The sequence below is a fragment of the Burkholderia sp. APQ4-4ca genome, assembly GCF_057837105.1.
Window position 1 is genome coordinate 98,652 of sequence record NZ_JBYQCG010000071.1, and the last position, 18,567, is coordinate 117,218.

Genomic DNA, 18,567 nt, shown 5'->3' on the forward strand with positions numbered 1-18,567 from the left:
CCGGCGCGCGGCACCAAAATTGCGGCGCTCGGGCAACGGGTTTCCTTCGACGACTCAGGAGAGAAAAATGGCTACAGCTTCGAACCCACGACAGACGAACGATGCGGGAACGACGGACGAGCGTCGTCGCGACGGGCAGCGGACCGTGACGCCGACGCGTACGCGAACACGGCCGCGTGCGGCGACGACGCGCGACGGGGCGCGGCGCGGCGAGCGTGGTGACGCTCGTGCAAGCGGCAACGGGCCCGTGACGCCGAGCCGTGGAGAGGAGACGGCGAAACCGCTGTGGGAAGATGACCGCGGCGAGATGCCGCCGGAAGAGTGGTCGTGACGAGGCCGCGCGCGACAAATCCGCGGCTCGCACGATAAATAGGTCGCTCGAAAAATCCCGCGCGGCGTACTTATATTTCCGCCAATGAAAAAGCCCGGTCGCGTTGCCGACCGGGCTTGCCAAATACGATCACTTCCCTTCAGCAGCCTCGATCGCGTCCGTGTCCCACTTCCTGCGTCGCTAATGCCGCTCGGGCATCGGCTTCAATTTCCCCTCCGCGCCGCGACCAGCACCGCCACAGGCAACTCTGCCAGACAGCGATCGAGCGCCAGCACTCCTTCCGGCGCGTCGATCGCGTCGCCCGCATTCAGCCAGTCGATCCACGGCCCTTCCACGTCGCGCGGCAGCACGACCGCCGTATCTCCCCATCGCGCAGGCTCCACGCGCGGCAACGCGGGCGCTTCGCCGAGCAACTGGCACGCGAGCCGCGTCGTGACCACCACCACGGTAGCCGCGTCGTCGCACCGCGCGAACGCCACCACGTGCCGCGCAAGCGGGCCACGCACGCGCAGCGGAACGTAAGCCCCGTCCGCAAACGTCGCGGGCCATCGCGCACGCAGCGCCAGCATCCGTTCGATCAGCGCGCGCTTCACGCGCGCATCGGGCCACGTCGGCAGATACGACGCAACCGGCCCATCGACCGATTCAGCCGCCAGCGTCGCGAACGGCACGTCGCGCCGGTTGTCCGGATCGACGAGCGAGTGATCCCACGACTCGGTACCTTGATAGAGATCGGGCACGCCGGGCGACGCGATCCGCAGCGCCGTTTGCGTCAGGCTGTTGACGACGCCGGCCGGCGCGATCCGTGCGACGAACGCATGCAGCCGATGCGCAAAATCGCCCGCGCCGCGCGGCGTCAGGATCGCGCGGACGAACGCTTCGCAGCCGTGCTCGTAGTCCGGCTCGGGCGCGAGCCAGTCGGTGTACTGCTTCGCTTCGCGCAGCGCCTTCGTCTGCCATTGCACGACGCGCGTCGCGAGCGCGTCGAGGCCGGCCGCGTCGTCGGGAGCGAGCGTCGGCGGCCAGCAGCCGACGAGCGTCTGGACCAGCATCGCCTCGGCGGCCGGCCCCGGCGTCCACGCGAGGTCGCGGTGCGCACCGCCGCGATGCGGCAGGTTCAGCGCCGACCAGTCGAGCGACACCGCGCGCCACGCGTCGGGCACCTCGCTCAACACCGCGAGCCGCGCCCGCGCGTCCTCGCCGCGCTTGTGGTCGTGCGTGGCCGTCGCGACGAGCCCGTGCGGCACGGTGCGCGCGCGGCGCCGGTTGCGCGCATGGAACGCGCCGCGCGACAGGCTGAAGTCGCCGGCATCGGCGCCGACCTCGTTGCGCGACAGCAGCCGCCCGTAGCGATAGTTGGCCGTATCCTCGACGCCTTTCGCCGCCAGCGGCGCGGTGAGCTGAGCGAACGCGACCCGCGCCGCGACCAGCGCATCGGGGTCCACGCGCGGCACCCGCACGACCGGCAAGCCGAGCCACGCGGCGACACGCTCGAGCGCGAAGCGGTCGGTCGGATCGACCGACGCATACGCACCGTCGTACGCATGCGCGAGCACGCGCCGGTCGGCGTCGGCCGGTTCGACGCCCGGCGCCGGATACATCCGGTACACGGGTAGCCGCACCGCGAGCTCGCCCAGCACGCGCCGGATTGCGATCCCGCTGATGTCGCGCGTCGCGGGCGACGCCCGCGCGATGCCGTGCAGCAACCGCGCGACGCGCGCATGCTCGACGGCGAGCTGGCGCATCAGCACGCGCCGCTTGCCGTCGAGCGCTTCCTGCGCGAACGTGCGCGCCGAACCCGATACGGCCGCCCAGTGCGCGGCGAGCGGTTCGGCGCCGGCCGGGTCGTGCAGCAGCGCGCCGACGTCGTTCATGAAGTCGTAGCCGGTGGTGCCGTCGACGGCCCAGTCGGTGCGCAGCGCTTCGCCGGGCGCGAGGATCTTCTCGACGACGACGTAGGGTCGCGCGTCGTGCTGCGCGGCGAGCCGCGCGTGCAGCCGGCGGCAATACGTGCCCGGATCGGCGAGGCCGTCGACGTGATCGACGCGCACGCCGTCGACGAGCCCGGCCGCGTGCAGCCGCAGCGGCAGCGCATGCACGGCGTCGAACACCGCCTCGTCTTCGACGCGCACGCCCGCAAGTGTCGCGATGTCGAAGAAGCGCCGCCAGTTCAGCTCGTCGGCCGCCGTGCGCCACCAGGCGAGCCGGTAATGCTGGCGTTCGAGCAGCCGGTGCAGGCACGCGCGCGAGCGTGCGCGGCGCGGATCGGCGCCGCGCAACACCGCGTCGAGCGCATGCGGGCCGTGCGCGGCCGCATGGTCGCGCAGCGCCGCATGGGCGGCGGCCAGCCGCGCGCTGTCGCGGATCGGCGCGACGTCGAAGCGCTCGGCGAGCGCGTTCAGGTCCGCGCGATTCGCGATGCGCAGGATTTCCGCGTAGGTGGCGGCGGCGACCGGCAGCCGCCGCCCCGGGCACGCGATATAGAAGCGGCCCGCGGCCGGATCGGCGCGCAGCGTGATGTCGCCGGCCGCGAGCGCCTCGCCGTACGGCGCGCCGAGGCACGGCAAGAGCACCTTGCCGTCGAGCGCCGGGTCGGGCGGATGCCAGTCGATGTCGAAATAGCGCGCGTACGGGCTGGCCGGCCCCCATTCGAGCACGTCGTTCCACCAGCCGTTCGACGAGCCGCCGACGCCCATGTGGTTCGGCACGATGTCGATGATGATGCCGAGGCCGCGCGCGCGCGCCGCGTCGACGAGCCGGATGAAGCCGGCTTCGCCGCCGAGCTCCGCGCCGAGCGCGCCGTAGTCGACGGTGTCGTAGCCGTGCAGCGAGCCGGGCTCGGCCGTCGACACCGGCGACAGGTAAAGGTGACTCACGCCGAGCCGCGCGAAGTAGTCGGCGTGCGCGGCCGCGTCGTCGAACGTGAAGCCCGCATGCAGCTGCAGTCGCAGCGTCGCGCGTGGGGTCATGGGCGGTGCCCCTGCGCGCGGCGCGCCTGCACGACGGCGGCGATGCGCGTGCGCACGTCGGCGTCGAACAGCGTGTCGATCGGGCGCGGCAGCCGCTGCCGCCAGTTCGGATGGCCGCATGGCGGCCCCGGCAGGTTCGGCTGCGCGTCGAGCGCGAGCAAATCCTCGAGCGGCAGCAGCGCGAGCGGCGACGGGCTGCTCGCGACGTAGGCCAGGATCGCGTTCACCGGCGGCATGTCGGCCGGCGGCACCGCGGCGCCGGCCGGCGCGCAGCCTGCGTGCTGCAGCGCGTGCCACAGCGCCGCGCGCTCGGTGGCGCGTTCCCTGTGAGCGGCGAGCAGTTCCGGCGGCGGCGGGGGCGTCGAGCGATTCGAATCGGGGCGCTGCACGGTGTCGTGGCCGTACGCCATGCTTTGCACGATCTCGTCCGAATCGTACGTGCTCGCATCGTCCGGCGCCGGGGCGGCGACATCGTGCGGTGGTTGCGCTTCGTCGCGCCGCTTCGCGGCTTCGGCGTCGGCCGCGACGCGCCGCCACCCGAGATCGACGCCGCGCCACCAGCCGGCCACGGTCGGCAGATCGTGCGTCGAGGTCATCGCGATCGCCTCGCGATCCCACGCGGACGGCGGCCGGAACGCGCCGTTCGCGTCGCGCTCGAACCACAGCACGCGCATCCCCGCGACCCCTTGCGCGCCGAGCCGTTCGCGCAAGCCGGCCGGCACGGTGCCGAGATCCTCGCCGATCGCGATCGCGCGATGGCGGGCCGCTTCCAGCGCGACGAGCCGCACCAGATCGTCGAGCGGATAGCGCAGGTACGCGCCGCTGAGCGGCGAGCCGCCGTCCGGCACGATCCACATCCGCGCGAAGCCGAGCACGTGATCGATGCGGATGCCGCCCGCGTGCGCGAACGCCGCGCGCAGCAGCTCGATGAACGGCATGAAGCCGTCCGCGCGCAGCGCGTCGGGCGTCCACGTCGTCACGCCCCAGGCCTGGCCGGCCGCATTGAACAGGTCGGGCGGCGCGCCGAGCGATACGCCGCGCAGCAGCGTCGTGCCGTGCGCCCACGCGTCGCTGCCGGCCTGATCGGAGCCGACCGCGAGATCGGCGATCAGGCCGGTCGCCATGCCCGCGCCGCGCGCCGCGTGCTGCGCGTCGCCGAGCGCGCGCGACGCGCACCATTGCAGGAACGTGTGGAACGCGATCGTGTCGGCATGCGCGTGCGCGAACGCGTCGACTTCCGCCGATCCCGGCATGCGCCATTGCGCGGGCCATTGCCGCCAGTCCGCGCCGATCCCGTGCTCGATGCAGAACGCCTGCAACGCATCGAAGCGCGCATGCGCGTCGAGCGCCGCGCCGCCCGCCGCACGAAAACGCTGGAACGTATCGCGCGACGGGTCGTCGCTGGCGCGCCATGCGTCGAAGCACGCGCGCAGACGGCGCAGCTTCGCGGGCAGCACGCGCGGCCAGTCGATCAGCGCGGCATCGGCCGAACCGGCGGATGCCCGCTGCGCGGCAGTGGCGCCCGGCACCGCGTCGCAGTCGAGATACGCGACGTTGTGCCAGCGTCGCGACGACGGCGAATACGGGCTGTCGTGCGCGGGCAGCGCCGGATAGCCGGCGTGCGTCGGGCTGATCGCCACCGCCTGCGCGCCGTGGCGAGCGGCCCGCGCCGCCAGCCGCGCGAGCGCCGTGTAGTCGCCCGCGCCGTCGTCGCCGGTGCGGCGCAGGCTGTAGAGCTGCGCCGCGATGCCCCAACGGCGGCCCGCGTCGTGGGGGCGGGCGAACGTGTCGAACGGCTGCGCGCGCGGCGGCGCGATCGCGAGCCCGACGCGCTGCTCGCCGATGTCGAGCGCGTGATAACCGGGCATCGCGAGCGGCGGCAGCGTGCCGTGTTCGCCGGTGCCGCCCACGCGGCCGTCCACGTGGCCGCCGGTTTCGAGCGAGATCCGGAAGCGCGCGCCCGGCGCCGCGATGGTCGCCGGCAGCGTCAGCGGCTGGCCGGCGTCGCCGGTCACGACGCGCGGCGGGGATGCCTTCGCATCGGCGAGCGCCGCCGCGCTGTCCACCCGCTGGATCGCGGTGCCGCAGGGCCAGCCGAGCGCGTCGACGAGCGCGACGAGCGCGTCGTCGTCCACGCGCCGCGCGACGCCGCCCGCGTCGGTCCAGTCGGGTGCCAGGCCGGCCGCGCGGGCGAGCGCCGCGATCGGGACGTCGGTCGTCATGACGGGCTCCGTCCGTTCGCGCGGTGCTGCCGCGCATCGTGGTTGACCGCGCCGTCGCGCCACGCGATGCACGCGCGCGGCGGCACGTGCCCGCCGGGCAGGCGGTCGCGCGCGCGCGGCGGCGTCTCGAACACGATCTTGCCGACCGGCAGCGCGGGCAGCGTTGCGTCGTGCGAGCCGAGATTCAGCGCGATCGTCAGCGTGCTGCCGTCGCCGAGGCGCCAGCGCGCGAGCAGCGCGGGCGGGTCGCCGTCGCCCGCGAGCAGCGCGACGCCGAGCGCGCGCGCATCGGCCAGGTGCGGCGTCACGAGCGCCGCACGCACGGCCAGCGCGCTGCGGTAGAAGCGCCGCCACGCGGCCGCGTCGGGCCACGATTCGTCGGGCGGATGGTGCGACGACGAGCGCACGAACGTCGCGATGTCGTTCGGGTCGGGAATCGCGTCGCGATGCGCGGCGTCGGCGAACGCGGGAAACGCGGCGAATTCGCGACGCCGGCCTTCGCGCACCGCATCGGCGAGCGCGCCGCGATAGTCGGTGAAGAACTGGAACGGCTGCGTGCTGCCGTCTTCCTCGCCCATGAACAGCAGCGGGATCGACGGCGCGAGCAGCATCAGCGCGGTGGCCGCGCGCACCGCGTCGTCGTTCGCGAGCGCGCGCAGCCGTTCGCCGAACGCGCGGTTGCCGATCTGGTCGTGGTTCTGCAGGAACGCGACGAACGCGGTCGGCGGCAGGTGCGCGCTCGGTTCGCCGCGCGCGGCGCCGTCGTGCAGCGGCGACGGCTCGCCCTGGTACGCGAAGCCTTCGCCGAGCGTGCGCGCGAAATGACGCAGCGGCGCGTCCGCGTACGCGCGGTAATAGCCGTCGCGCTCGCCGGTCAGCAGCACGTGCGCGCTGTTGTGGAAATCGTCGTTCCATTGCGCGTCGAAGCCGCCCGGGCCGAGCAGGCTCGCGCTATTGCGCTCGTTCTCCAGCACGAGATGCACGTGGCGTGCGTCGCCCGCGTAGGCGCGCACGCGGCGCGCGAGTTCGCGCAGCCACGCGTCGTCGTCGATCGCATGCGCGGCGTCGATGCGCAGCCCGTCGAAGCGGTATTCGTCGAGCCAGTACAGCGCGTTGTCGATGAAGAACGTGCCCGTCTGCGGGTGGGAGAAGTCGATCGCCGGCCCCCACGCGGTCTGCCGGTCCGTGCGGAAGAAGTCCGGCGCGTAGCGCGGCAGCAGGTTGCCTTCGGGGCCGAAGTGGTTGTACACGACGTCGAGGAACACCTGCAGCCCGAGCCCGTGCGCGGTGTCGACCAGCGATTTCAGTTCCTCGGGCCGCCCGTACGACGCGTCGGGCGCGAACGGCAGCACGCCGTCGTAGCCCCAGTTGCGCGCGCCGGGGAACGCATTGACGGGCATCAGCTCGACCGCGGTCACGCCGAGTTCGGCGATCGCCGGCAGCCGCCGCTCGACGGCCGCGTAGCCGCCGCATGCGCCGACGTGCAGCTCGTACAGCACCGTCTCGTGCCACGGGCGGCCGCGCCACGCGTCGTTGCGCCAGCGGTACGCGGCCGGATCGACCACCTGGCTCGGGCCGAGCACGTCGTACGGCTGGAAGCGCGACGCGGGATCGGCCACCGCGAGCGCATCGTCGAGCAGGTAGCGGTACAGCGTGCCGGGGCCGCACGGCGCGATCGTCTCGAACCAGCCGTCGCCGGCCGGCGTCATGGCGATCGCGCGACCGCCTGCGTCCTGCAGTTCGACGGCGGCCGTGCGGCTCGCGGGCGCCCACAGCCGGAAGCGCGTGCGATCCGCATCGAGGCAGGTCGCACCGAACGACGACGCGTACGCGTGCGTGCCGGGCGAATGGGCGGAACGGGGCGTCATGGCGGCTCCTCACGAAGACAGGTCGGGTGGCACGGCCGCGACCGCGATCACGGCCGCGTGCGCGGCGACGTCGAGCCCGGCATCCGGCCACGAGCGCGGGCCCGAATCGGGGTTCGCGGTGTCGAGCAGGATCCGGTAATCGAGCACGGGCGCGGGCGGCATGAACGTGATGGTGTCGGCCGACGCGTTCAGCATCACGAGCAAGGCCTCGGTGCGCCCGGTGCGGCCGGTGCCGACGCGCCGCATCGTCAGCGCGCGGCGTTCGCCGTCTTCCCACGCGGGGACGGTGAGCGCGTCGCCGCGTTCGTCGAACCAGCCGATCTCGCGCATGCCCGGCGCGCCGTCGCGGTCGCCCGACGGATAGCGCGGCGCCGACATCACCGGATACATGCGCCGCAGCGCGGCGAGCCGCGACACGAAACGCGTCATTTCCACGCCGGCTTCGCTGTGCGCGAGGTCCCAGTCGAGCCACGACAGTTCGTTATCCTGGCAATACGCGTTGTTGTTGCCGTGCTGCGTGCGGCCGAATTCGTCGCCGGCCACGAGCATCGGCGTGCCGAGCGCGGTAAACAGCGTCGCGAGCATCGAGCGCGCGACGCGCCGGCGCACGTCGCGGATCGCCGCGTCGTCGGTCGGCCCTTCCGCGCCCCAGTTCGCGCTGCAGTTGTCGTCGCGGCCGTCGCGGTTGTCCTCGCCGTTCGCGTCGTTGTGCTTGCCCGCATACGACACGAGGTCGGCCAGCGTGAAGCCGTCGTGCGCGGTGACGAAATTGATCGACGCCCACGTACGGCGCCGGCCGTGATTGAACAGGTCGGCCGAGCCCGACAGGCGCGCGGCCAGTTCCGGACGCTGCCCGGCGTCGCCGCGCCAGAAGCGCCGCACGGTGTCGCGAAACCGGTCGTTCCACTCGGCGAAGCCGGGCGGATGGCGGCCGAGCTGATAGCCGCCGGGGCCGAGATCCCACGGTTCGGTGATCAGCTTGCGCTGCGCGAGCACCGGGTCCTGCCGCAACGCGTCGAAGAACCCCGCGCCGGGCTCGAAGCCGTGGTCCTCGCGGCCGAGCGTCACGCCGAGATCGAAGCGGAAGCCGTCGATGTTGAACGCGGTCGCCCAGTAGCGCAGCGAATCCATCACCATCTGCACGACGCGCGGATGCGACAGGTTCAGCGTGTTGCCGCAGCCGGTCTCGTCGACGTGGTAACGCGGATCGTCGGGTCGCAGCCGGTAATAGCTCGCGTTGTCGAGCCCGCGCCACGACAGCGTGGGCCCGAGCTGGTTGCCTTCGCACGTGTGGTTGTAGACCACGTCGAGCACGACCTCGATGCCGGCCGCATGCAGTTGGCGCACCGCGATGCGCATCTCGTCGAGCCGCCGCGTCGTCAGGTACGACGGCTCCGGCGCGAAGAACGCGGCCGTGTCGTAGCCCCAGTAGTTGCGCAGCCCGCGCTTCACGAGTTCGCGCTGCTGCAGGAACGCGTGGATCGGCAGCAGCTCGACCGTCGTCACGCCGATCGACAGCAGGTGGTCGACGAACGCCGGATGCGCGAGCGACGCGAACGTGCCGCGCTCCGGCGGGCGCAGCCCGGCGCGGCGCATCGATGCGCCGCGCACGTGGGTCTCGTAGATCACGGTGCTGCGCCACGGCACGTTCGGGCGGCGGTCGTTGCTCCAGTCGAATGCCTCGTCGACGACCACGGCTTTCGGCATCGCGGGCGCCGAATCGCGGCGGTCCATCGACAGGTCGACCCGGTTCGAATGCACGCGATAGCCGAACAGCGCGTCCGACCAGCGGAACTGGCCGACCAGCTTGCGCGCGTACGGGTCGAGCAGCAGCTTGGTCGGATTGAAGCGGTGGCCGTGCTGCGGCTGGTACGGGCCGTCCGCGCGGAACCCGTACACGGTGCCCGGATGCGCGTTCGGCAGGTAGCCGTGCCACACCTCGTCGGTGCATTCGGGCAGGTCGAGGCGCGCGAGTTCCTTGCGGCCGGTCGGATCGAACACGCACAGCTGGATCCGGTGCGCGTGCGCGGAAAACACCGCGAAGTTGGTCCCGAGGCCGTCCCAGGTCGCGCCGAGCGGGTAGCTGCGGCCGGGTTCGAGACGGTCGGGCAGGGCGGTCGGCATGGGGTGGATCTCCGTGTCGGGGAGGTGGGGGATCAGGCAGGGGTCAACCACAGCGTCGCGAGCGGCGGCAGGCGCAAGGTCGCCGACCACGCCTCGCCGTGCGCGGGCACGGCTTCGGCCCACACGGCGCCGTCGTTGCCGGCGTTGGTGCCGCCGTACGACGCGGCATCGGTGTTCATCAGTTCGCGCCAGTGGCCCGGCGCGGGCAGCCCGAGCCGATAACCGGCGCGCGGCACGGGCGTGAAGTTGCACACGGCGACGACCAGGTGCCCCGCATCGTCGCGGCGCGCGAACGCGAACACGCTGTTGTCGCGGTCGTCGCCGATCAGCCAGGAGAAGCCGGCCGCGTGGCAGTCGAGCGCATGCAGCGCCGGTTCGGCCGCATACGTGCGGTTCAGGTCGCGCACGAGCCGCTGCACGCCGCGATGCGCGGGCGCGTCGAGCAAGTCCCAGTGCGGCGTCGCATCGTGCGCGAACTCGCTCCATTGCGCGAATTCGCTGCCCATGAACAGCAGCTTCTTGCCGGGATGCGCCCACATGAAGCCGAAATACGCGCGCAGCGTCGCGAGCCGCTGCCACGCGTCGCCGGGCATCTTCGCGACGAGCGAACCCTTGCCGTGCACGACCTCGTCGTGCGACAGCGGCAGCACGAACCGCTCGGAGAACGCGTATACGAGCCCGAACGTCATCCGGTCGTGGTGATAGCGGCGGTGGATCGGGTCTTCGTGCAGATACGCGAGCGTGTCGTGCATCCAGCCCATGTTCCACTTGAAGTCGAAGCCGAGCCCGCCGTCGGCGGTCGGCGCGGTGACGCCCGGCCACGCGGTCGATTCCTCCGCGACGGTGACGACGCCGGGCGGCGCGGCGTCACCGTGCAGCGTGTCGTTCAGCCGGCGCAGGAACGCGACCGATTCGAGGTTCTCGCGGCCGCCGTACACGTTCGGCACCCATTCGCCTTCCTTGCGCGAATAATCGCGGTACAGCATCGACGCGACCGCATCGACGCGGATGCCGTCGACGTGATAGCGGCGCGCCCACGCGAGCGCCGACGCGACGAGGAACGCGCCGACCTCGGTGCGCCCGACGTTGAACACGCAGGTGTTCCAGTCGGGATGCATCCCTTCGCGCGGATCGGCATGCTCGTACAGCGCGCTGCCGTCGAATTGCGCGAGCCCGTGCGCGTCGTTCGGAAAATGCGCGGGCACCCAGTCGACGAGCACGCCGATGCCGGCCGCATGCGCGCGATCGACGAAGCGCGCGAAGCCGTCGACCGGCCCGAAGCGCGCGGACGGCGCGAACTGCGCGAGCGGCTGATAGCCCCACGAGCCGCCGAACGGGTATTCGGCGATCGGCATGAATTCGACGTGCGTGAAGCCCATTCCCTTCACGTATGGAATCAGCCGCTCGGCGAGTTCGTCCCACGTCGCGCTGCGCTCCATGTCCTCGGGGATGCGCTGCCACGATTCCGGATGGACCTCGTAGATCGACCACGGTATACGGTAGCGGTCGTTGCGCGGCCGCGCGTGCATCCAGCCGTCGTCGTGCCATGCGAACGCGTCGAGCGCCGCGACGTCGGCGACGACCGACGCCGTGCGCGGCGGCGCCTCGGTCGCCCGCGCGCACGGGTCGGCCTTGTGCGGCAGCACGCGCCCGTCGGCCGCGCGCAGCTCGTATTTGTAGCGCTCGCCCGGGCCGATGCCCGGCACGAACAGCTCCCACACGCCCGACGGCCGCCGCAGCCGCATCGGATGGCGGCGCCCGTCCCATGCGTTGAAATCGCCGACCACCGAGACGCGCTGCGCGCTCGGCGCCCACACCGCGAAACGCACGCCGTCGGTGTCGTCGACACGCATCGGCGTCGCGCCGAGGCAGTCGAGCACGGCGGCCGGGTCGCCGGCCGAGAAACGCGCGAGCGCCGCTTCGTCGAGCAGCGTGCCGAACGCATACGCGTCGTCGGTCACCTGGTGCGCATCCGGCCAGTCGATCGCGAGCAGGTAATGCGGCGAGCCGCCGTCGTGCGCGATCGTCCCCGCGAAGCAGCCGGCGCGATCGACGCAGGCGAGCGCGCCGAGTTCGGCGCCGTCCGGCGACAGCGCGCGCACGCGCTCCGCGCCGGGCAGCAGCGCCCGCACGACGACCTGGTCGGCCTGTTCGTGCGGGCCGAGGCACGCGAACGGGTCGGGATGGCGGCCGGCGAGCAGCGCATCGATATCGGCGCGTTCGAACAGCGTGTCGGTCATGGGTTTCCTCCGTCGTCGGGCAGCACGCCGTCGCCGAGCAGCCGGTCGACCAGGGCCGCGAGCCCGCCGACCGGCACGCTCAGCCAGTCGGGCCGGTTCGCGGCTTCGTAGCACAGCTCGTACGACGCCTTGTCGATCAGGAACAGCGCGAGCAGGCGATCCGCGTAGTGCGGATCGACGAAGCGCGCGGGCGCGTGGTCGGCGGCCGCGCGATAGCATTCGACGAAGCGGTCGGCGGCGGCCTGCCCGAAGCGGTCGAACAGCGCGCGCTTGCGGCCGGCCGCCTGCGGCGGCGCCTTTTCGATCGCGAACTGCGCGGTCGCGCTCACGTACGACAGCGAGCGCAGCAGGCCGGCCACGTCGCGCAGCGGATGCGATTTCGCGCGACGCCGCTCGAGCGCACGCGCCGGTTCGCCTTCGAAGTCGATCAGCAGCGCGTCGCCCTGCACGTCGAGCACCTGGCCCAGGTGGAAATCGCCGTGAATCCGCGTGCATTGCGCGTCGAGCGTGCGCGGTACGAGTTCACCGAGCGCGTCGACGGCCGCGTCGCGCGACGCGAGCAGCGCGGCGGCCGACGCGCGGGTGGCCGGATCGAGCGCGTCGAGCCGCGTGCGCAGCACGTCGAGCGCGCGCTCGAACGACGCGATCGCGTCCACGCACCAGCCTTCGACGTGATCGGGCGTCGCGCGTTCCGGCGCGAACGCGGGATCGTCGGACGGCTGCGCGAGCGCGACGTGCAACTGGCCGAGCCGCGTGCCGATGATGCCCGCGAACGCCGCGTAACCGAGCAGCGCGTCGGGCTCTTCGCCGGTTTCGGCCGCCTCGCCTTCGTCGGCGGCCGGCAGCGCGAGTTCGTCGATCGCGCGCCGCAGGAAATCGAACGAACGCGTCCACGCGTCGCCCTGGTTGTCGACGTAGCGCTGCAGGATCGCGACCGTGTGCGGCGTGCCGTCCGGATCGACGTGCACGACTTCGCCGGCCAGCGTCGCGGTGTTCGCGTAGCCGATGCGCGTCAGGTGCCGGCTCATTTCCGCTTCCGGATGAATGCCGTGCGCGACCTTGCGCACCAGCTTCAGCACGATCGCGTCGCCGATCACGAGCGAGCTGTTGCTCTGCTCGGCCGCGAGCCAGCGCACTTCCGCGTCGTCGCCCGGGTCCAGCCCGGCGAGCGCGTCTTCCGGCAGAAAGGTGAGCCGGCCGCCGTCGGACGTGGGCGCCGTCGCGCCGTCGCGCAGCTTGCGCAGCATCCCGCGCGCGAACGCCGGCAACGCGAACGCGTCGGTCAGGTAGCCGACCGTATGGCCGCGCCGCACGCGCGCGAGCGCCAGTTGCGCGAACAGCGGATGGGACGTCTCGCCGCCCCACGCGGTCGCGAGCGGCACCACGTAGCGTTCGACGCCGCCGTCGCTCGCGGACACCCACGCCTCCGCATACTGGAACGGCTCGTCCGGAATCGGCGTGACGACGTTCAGCCACGCGTCGCCGATCTTGCGATCCTTCGACGCGAACCAGCGCCGCCGCGCGAGCCACGACGCCAGCGCGTCGTGCGCGAGCGCATGCAGTTGCGACACGTCCGGCCGCGTATCGCCGCGCCGCATCACGAGCGTCACGTATTCGGGCAGCGGCTCCGCATGCGGCTGCCGCCACGACGGCTCGCGGCCGTGCTCGGCGAGCACGAACCACAGGAACCCGTACGGCGGGAAGGTGAGGAGATACGGGAGCTGGCCGATCGGCGGAAACGGCGAATCGGACGTCATCTCGGTCGGCACCCGGCCCGCGAATTCGGACAGGTCGAGTTCGACGGCCTGCGACGCGCGCGACAGGTTCGCGACGCACAGCACCGGCTCGTGGCCGTCCAGCTCGCGCAGGTACGCGAGCACCTTGCGGTTGTCCGGGCGCAGGAAGCGGATCGTGCCGCGCCCGAACGCCTGCGACGCGCGGCGCGTCGCGAGGATGCGCCGCGTCCAGTTCAGCAGCGAATGCGGGTCGCGCGTCTGCGCCTCGACGTTGATCGCGTCATAGCCGTACAGCGAGCCCATCACCGGCGGCAGCACCAGCAGTTCGGGGTCGGCGCGCGAGAAGCCGCCGTTGCGGTCCGACGACCACTGCATCGGCGTGCGCACGCCGTCGCGATCGCCGAGGTGGATGTTGTCGCCCATCCCGAGTTCGTCGCCGTAGTAGATCACCGGCGTGCCGGGCATCGACAGGAGCAGCGAGTTGATCAGCTCGATGCGGCGCCGGTCGCGCTCCATCAGCGGCGCGAGCCGGCGCCGGATGCCGAGGTTCAGCCGCGCGCGGCGGTCGCTCGCATAGGTCTGCCACAGCAGGTCGCGCTCCGAATCGGTGACCATCTCGAGCGTCAGCTCGTCGTGGTTGCGCAGGAACACGGCCCACTGGTTGCTCGGCGCGAGCGCCGGCGTCTGCCGCATGATGTCGAGGATCGGGAAGCGATCCTCGCTCGCGATCGACATGTAGATGCGCGGCATCAGCGGGAAGTGGAACGCCATGTGGCATTCGTCCTCGTTGCCGAAGTATTCCTGCACGTCTTCCGGCCACTGGTTCGCTTCCGCGAGCAGCATCCGGTTCGGATACTCGGCATCGATCGTCGCGCGGATCCGCTTCAGGATCGCGTGCGTCTCCGGCAGGTTCTCGTTGTTGGTGCCTTCGCGCTCGACCAGGTACGGCACCGCGTCGAGCCGCAGCCCGTCGATGCCGAGATCGAGCCAGAAGCGCATCACCTGGATTACTTCGCGCACGACGGCCGGGTTGTCGAAGTTCAGGTCCGGTTGGTGCGAATAGAAGCGGTGCCAGTAGTACTGGCCGGCCACCGGGTCGTACGTCCAGTTCGACGTTTCGGTGTCCAGGAAGATGATCCGCGTGCCCGCGTATTTCGTGTCGGTGTCCGACCACACGTAGTAGTCGCGATGCGTGGAGCCCGGCTTCGCGCGGCGCGCGCGCTGGAACCACGGATGCTGGTCCGACGTGTGGTTGATCACGAGTTCGGCGATCACGCGGATGCCGCGCGCATGCGCTTCGCGGATGAAGCGCCGCACGTCGGCCAGCGTGCCGTAGTCGGGATGCACGTCGCGGTAGTCGGCGATGTCGTAGCCGTCGTCGCGGCGCGGCGACGGATAGAACGGCAGCAGCCAGATCGTGTCGACGCCGAGTTCGGCGATGTAGTCGAGCTTCGCGATCAGGCCGGGGAAATCGCCGATGCCGTCGTTGTTCGAGTCGAAGAACGACTTCACGTGCACCTGGTAGATGATCGCGTCCTTGTACCACAGCGGATCGTCCGCACAGAGCGCGGGTTCGCGGCGGCGCGCGCGGCGCCGGCGCGGCGTGCCGGCCGGCGCGAGCGACGGGAATTGCGCGCGGCGCACGTCGTCGAGGGAATCTTCGCGTTTCATCATGCATGCGCTCCCGAAGGGCGGCGGGGGGGATCCGGTTCGGGCGCCGCCGCCCGCGCGGCGCCCGGAGACGGCGCGAGCCGCCAGATGGCGTACGGCCGCACGTGCGGATCGAGCGACACGTACTGGCGATGGCCGCGCCAGGTTTGCGCGTGCGCGGCGTCCTGTTCGAGCGCATCGAGCGGCTCGCCGTCGGCCAGCCCGAGGCCGCGCCACAGCGCCGCATCGAGCGTGAAGTTCGTGGCCTGCGGATGCCACGGGTCGAGACTGATCGCGACGAGCACCACGCTGTCGAACGCGGGCGTCGCCTTCATGAACACGAGCACCGAATCGTTGTCGGCGTCGACGAACGTGAGCCCGAGATGCGTCTGCAGCGCCGGATGATCGCGCCGCGCGCGGTTCAGCCGCGCGATTTCCGTGCCGATATGCGCGGCCTTGCTCCAGTCGCGTGCGCGCAGCTCGTATTTCTCGGCATCCGCGTATTCCTCGCTGTCCGGCAGCGGCGCCGATTCGCCGAGCTCGAAGCCCGAATACAGGCCCCACGAGCCGGCCAGCGTCGCCGCGAGCGCCGCGCGGATCACGAACTGCGAGCGCGGCGCGTTCTGCAGGTGGCGCGGGTTGATGTCGGGCGTGTTCACGAAGAAGTTCGGCCGGAAGAATTCGCGTGGCGGGCCGGCCGTCAGCTCGGTCAGGTAGTCGATGAAGTCGCGCTTCGACTCGCGCCACGTGAAGTACGTGTACGACTGCGAGAAGCCGACTTTCGCCAGCCGGTACATCATCCCCGGCCGCGTGAACGCTTCGGACAGGAACACGACGTCCGGATGCCGGCCGCGCACGTCGTCGATCATCCACGCCCAGAACGGCAGCGGTTTCGTGTGCGGGTTGTCGACGCGGAAGATCCGCACGCCCGCGTCGACCCAGAACAGCACCGCGTCGCGCAGTGCGAGCCACAGGTCGGGCAGCGCGTCCGGCGCGTAGAAATCGGGATTCACGATGTCCTGGTAGCGCTTCGGCGGATTTTCCGCGAAGCGCAGCGAGCCGTCGGGCCGCCACGCGAACCAGCCCGGATGCGCGGCGAGCCACGGATGGTCTGGCGAGCACTGGATCGCGAAATCGAGCGCGATTTCGAGGCCGTGCCCACGCGCGGCGTCGACCAGCGCGCGGAACGAATCGAGCGTGCCGAGTTGCGGATGCACGGCCGTGTGGCCGCCGTCGGGCGAGCCGATCGCGTACGGGCTGCCGACGTCGTCGGGGCCGGCGCTCAGGCTGTTGTTGCGCCCCTTGCGCGCGGACGTGCCGATCGGGTGGATCGGCGGGAAATACAGCACGTCGAAACCCATGTCGCGGATGCGCGGCAAATGCGCGATCACGTCGTCGAACGTGCCGTGCCGGTGCGGATCGTCGCTGGCCGAGCGCGGAAACATCTCGTACCAGCTCGAGAAGCGCGCCTTGCGGCGTTCGACGTCGACCGGGTAGACCGTCGCGTCGTGCGTGACGAACGGGCGGTAGCGCAGCGCCGCGAATGCATCGGCGAGCGCGGGCCCGCCGATCAGCGCGAGGCGGTCGTCGGGGGAGGCGTCCTTGAGCTCCGCGATGCGCTGTTTCATCTGCGTGAGCGCGCGCGGATCGGCCGGCTCGGCGAGCTTCAGCGCGGTCGCCAGCAGCAGTTGCGCTTCGCGCACCTCCAGCGTGACGTCCTGGCCGGCCGCGCGCTTCTTCGCGATGTCGGTGACGAGCGACGCCCAGTCGTCGCGCCATGCGACCACGCGGAATTCGTGGCGGCCGAGCCGGTCGAGCGCGACGCAGGCGTGCCAACGGTCGTTCGGCGCGGCTTCGAACGGCACTTCGCGCCATTCGTCGCCATCGGCGGCGCGCCACTGCAGCACGGCCGCCAGATGCGCGTGCCCGTCCGTGAAGATCGATGCGCTCACGACGAGCGGCTCGCCGACCACGCGCTTGATCGCGAAGCGGCCGCCGTCGACCGACGGTTCGACGCGCTCGATCGCGATCCGGTCGGCCGCCAGCGCCGCCGACAGCGCGGTGCGCTCGCGCGCGGCGTCGGCGCGCGCCGTGACGGGCGGCGCCCGCCAGGCATGCAGCAGCGCATACGCGCCGGGCGCGAGCGTGAACGGCTCGATCGCGGCCGGCGGCTGCGTGTGCGCGCCGTCCTGCGTGGCGACGCGCGTGAAGCCGCCCGGCACGCCGGGCAGGAACGTCGCGGGGTCGATCGTGGCGGGCGCGTCGAGATCGGGATTCAACGCGATCAGCAACGCCGCGTCGTCGTGTTCGAGCAGCGGCCCGGTGCCGCGCAGCAGCGCGGTCGCGCCCGCGCCCGGCGCGCTCAGTTGCACGATCTCGCCGCGCGTGGCCGCGACGGGCGTGGCGCGGCGCCACGCGTTCGCATCGGCGAGCGCGCCCGACAGGTCGAAACGGGCGTGCTCGAACGCGGCGCGATAGCGCGCGGCATCCGCGTCGCGCGCCATCAGCGGCACCGTCACGCCGCGCTCGAACCCCATCGGCACGAGCCAGCCGGTGCCGACGGCCGCCGCCGTCCACAGCGCGCGGCGATACGCGCGGGCGATAGTGTCGTCCGATGCGTCGGGCCAGTCGTCGGCGAGACGTGGGCCGTCCGGCGCATCGGGAAACGCGATCGGCGCGCCGATGCGCCGCAGCAGCCGGTGTTCGTCCGCGAACCACGGCGCGCGCAGGTCCCACCAGCGCACCGACGAAAACACCGCGTCGAACCCGGCGGCCTCGAGCTGCGCGAGCGCGTCGCGCGCATGGCCGGGCACGCCCGCGAGCACCGCGACGTCCGGACGCGCCCGGCGCAGCGCCGCGCGCCAGCCCGGCCACCAGTCGGCCGGCAGATGATGCGGCGCGTCGATCAGGAAACCGGCCGCGCCGGCATCGGCGAATGCCGCGAGATGCGCGCACCACCATGCCGACAGCGCGTCGCGCACCGCTTCGTCGCCGGTGTTCGCATGCGCGATGTCCAGCGCGTGCGCGGTGCCGCGCGGGTCGATCAATGCGTCGTCGTGCGTGCGCTCGACGTACCAGTCCGGATGTTCGGTGCGCAGCGGGTTCTCTCGTGCGATGCGATCGGGCACGACTTCGAGCAGCAGGCGCAGCCCGTGGCCCTTCGCCAGTTGCGCGAGTCGCGAGAAGGTTTCGAGCGCGCTCGCGCGCGTCTCGAACGACCGGGCCGGCCGCCGGAAATCGGCCACGTGGCGCGGAAAGCCGGCCACGCTCGCGGCGCAGAACGCGCCGACGAGCACGTGATCGAAGCCCATTCCCGCGATATGCGCGAAGGTCTGCGGCCATGCGTCGAGCGGCCCGACGAGGCGGGCGTCGCAGAAGTAGAGGTGCGGAGCGAACGGCGGTGTGGAGTCCATGGCGTGGCGCGGGT

At 72.0% G+C, this 18,567-nt stretch carries 7 protein-coding genes; all 7 read right to left on the reverse strand.

The window, feature by feature from the left end; all coding sequences use genetic code 11:
• Nucleotides 1-534 precede the first annotated feature (534 nt).
• From treY to AC3IFE_RS05930, 7 genes are read right to left on the reverse strand one after another with little or no spacing between them, the layout of a single operon-like run.
• Nucleotides 535-3,300 (reverse strand): malto-oligosyltrehalose synthase, encoded by a 2,766-nt coding sequence (treY, locus tag AC3IFE_RS05900; protein ID WP_489189866.1) that lies wholly within the window; start codon nt 3,298-3,300, stop codon nt 535-537.
• Entirely contained in the window at nt 3,297-5,522 is a 2,226-nt protein-coding gene (gene malQ, locus AC3IFE_RS05905) for a 4-alpha-glucanotransferase (protein WP_489189867.1), read from the reverse strand. The genes treY and malQ overlap by 4 nt, the downstream gene beginning before the upstream one ends.
• Complete coding sequence (gene treZ / locus AC3IFE_RS05910; RefSeq protein WP_489189868.1) at nt 5,519-7,390, reverse strand: malto-oligosyltrehalose trehalohydrolase; 1,872 nt, start codon at nt 7,388-7,390, stop codon at nt 5,519-5,521. Before treZ ends, malQ begins: the two co-directional genes overlap by 4 nt.
• A gap of 9 nt (nt 7,391-7,399) precedes the next feature.
• The gene (glgX, locus tag AC3IFE_RS05915) at nt 7,400-9,514 is read right to left on the reverse strand and encodes a glycogen debranching protein GlgX (RefSeq protein ID WP_489189869.1); all 2,115 of its coding nucleotides are present in this window, start codon (nt 9,512-9,514) and stop codon (nt 7,400-7,402) included.
• Between the two features lie 32 nt (nt 9,515-9,546).
• Entirely contained in the window at nt 9,547-11,754 is a 2,208-nt protein-coding gene (glgB, locus tag AC3IFE_RS05920; protein ID WP_489189870.1) for a 1,4-alpha-glucan branching protein GlgB, read from the reverse strand.
• Nucleotides 11,751-15,161, reverse strand: coding sequence for a maltose alpha-D-glucosyltransferase (treS, locus tag AC3IFE_RS05925; RefSeq protein ID WP_489189896.1), 3,411 nt, complete (start codon nt 15,159-15,161; stop codon nt 11,751-11,753). Before treS ends, glgB begins: the two co-directional genes overlap by 4 nt.
• Entirely contained in the window at nt 15,161-18,553 is a 3,393-nt protein-coding gene (locus tag AC3IFE_RS05930) for a maltotransferase domain-containing protein (protein WP_489189871.1), read from the reverse strand. The genes treS and AC3IFE_RS05930 overlap by 1 nt, the downstream gene beginning before the upstream one ends.
• Nucleotides 18,554-18,567: the final 14 nt, after the last annotated feature.

Excerpts from the sequence above, each read along its gene's own strand:
- treY (WP_489189866.1), bottom strand. The coding sequence starts at position 3,300 with ATGACCCCACGCGCGACGCTGCGACTGCAGCTGCATGCGGGCTTCACG.
- malQ (WP_489189867.1), bottom strand. The coding sequence starts at position 5,522 with ATGACGACCGACGTCCCGATCGCGGCGCTCGCCCGCGCGGCCGGCCTG.
- treZ (WP_489189868.1), bottom strand. The coding sequence starts at position 7,390 with ATGACGCCCCGTTCCGCCCATTCGCCCGGCACGCACGCGTACGCGTCG.
- glgX (WP_489189869.1), bottom strand. The coding sequence starts at position 9,514 with ATGCCGACCGCCCTGCCCGACCGTCTCGAACCCGGCCGCAGCTACCCG.
- glgB (WP_489189870.1), bottom strand. The coding sequence starts at position 11,754 with ATGACCGACACGCTGTTCGAACGCGCCGATATCGATGCGCTGCTCGCC.
- treS (WP_489189896.1), bottom strand. The coding sequence starts at position 15,161 with ATGAAACGCGAAGATTCCCTCGACGACGTGCGCCGCGCGCAATTCCCG.
- AC3IFE_RS05930 (WP_489189871.1), bottom strand. The coding sequence starts at position 18,553 with ATGGACTCCACACCGCCGTTCGCTCCGCACCTCTACTTCTGCGACGCC.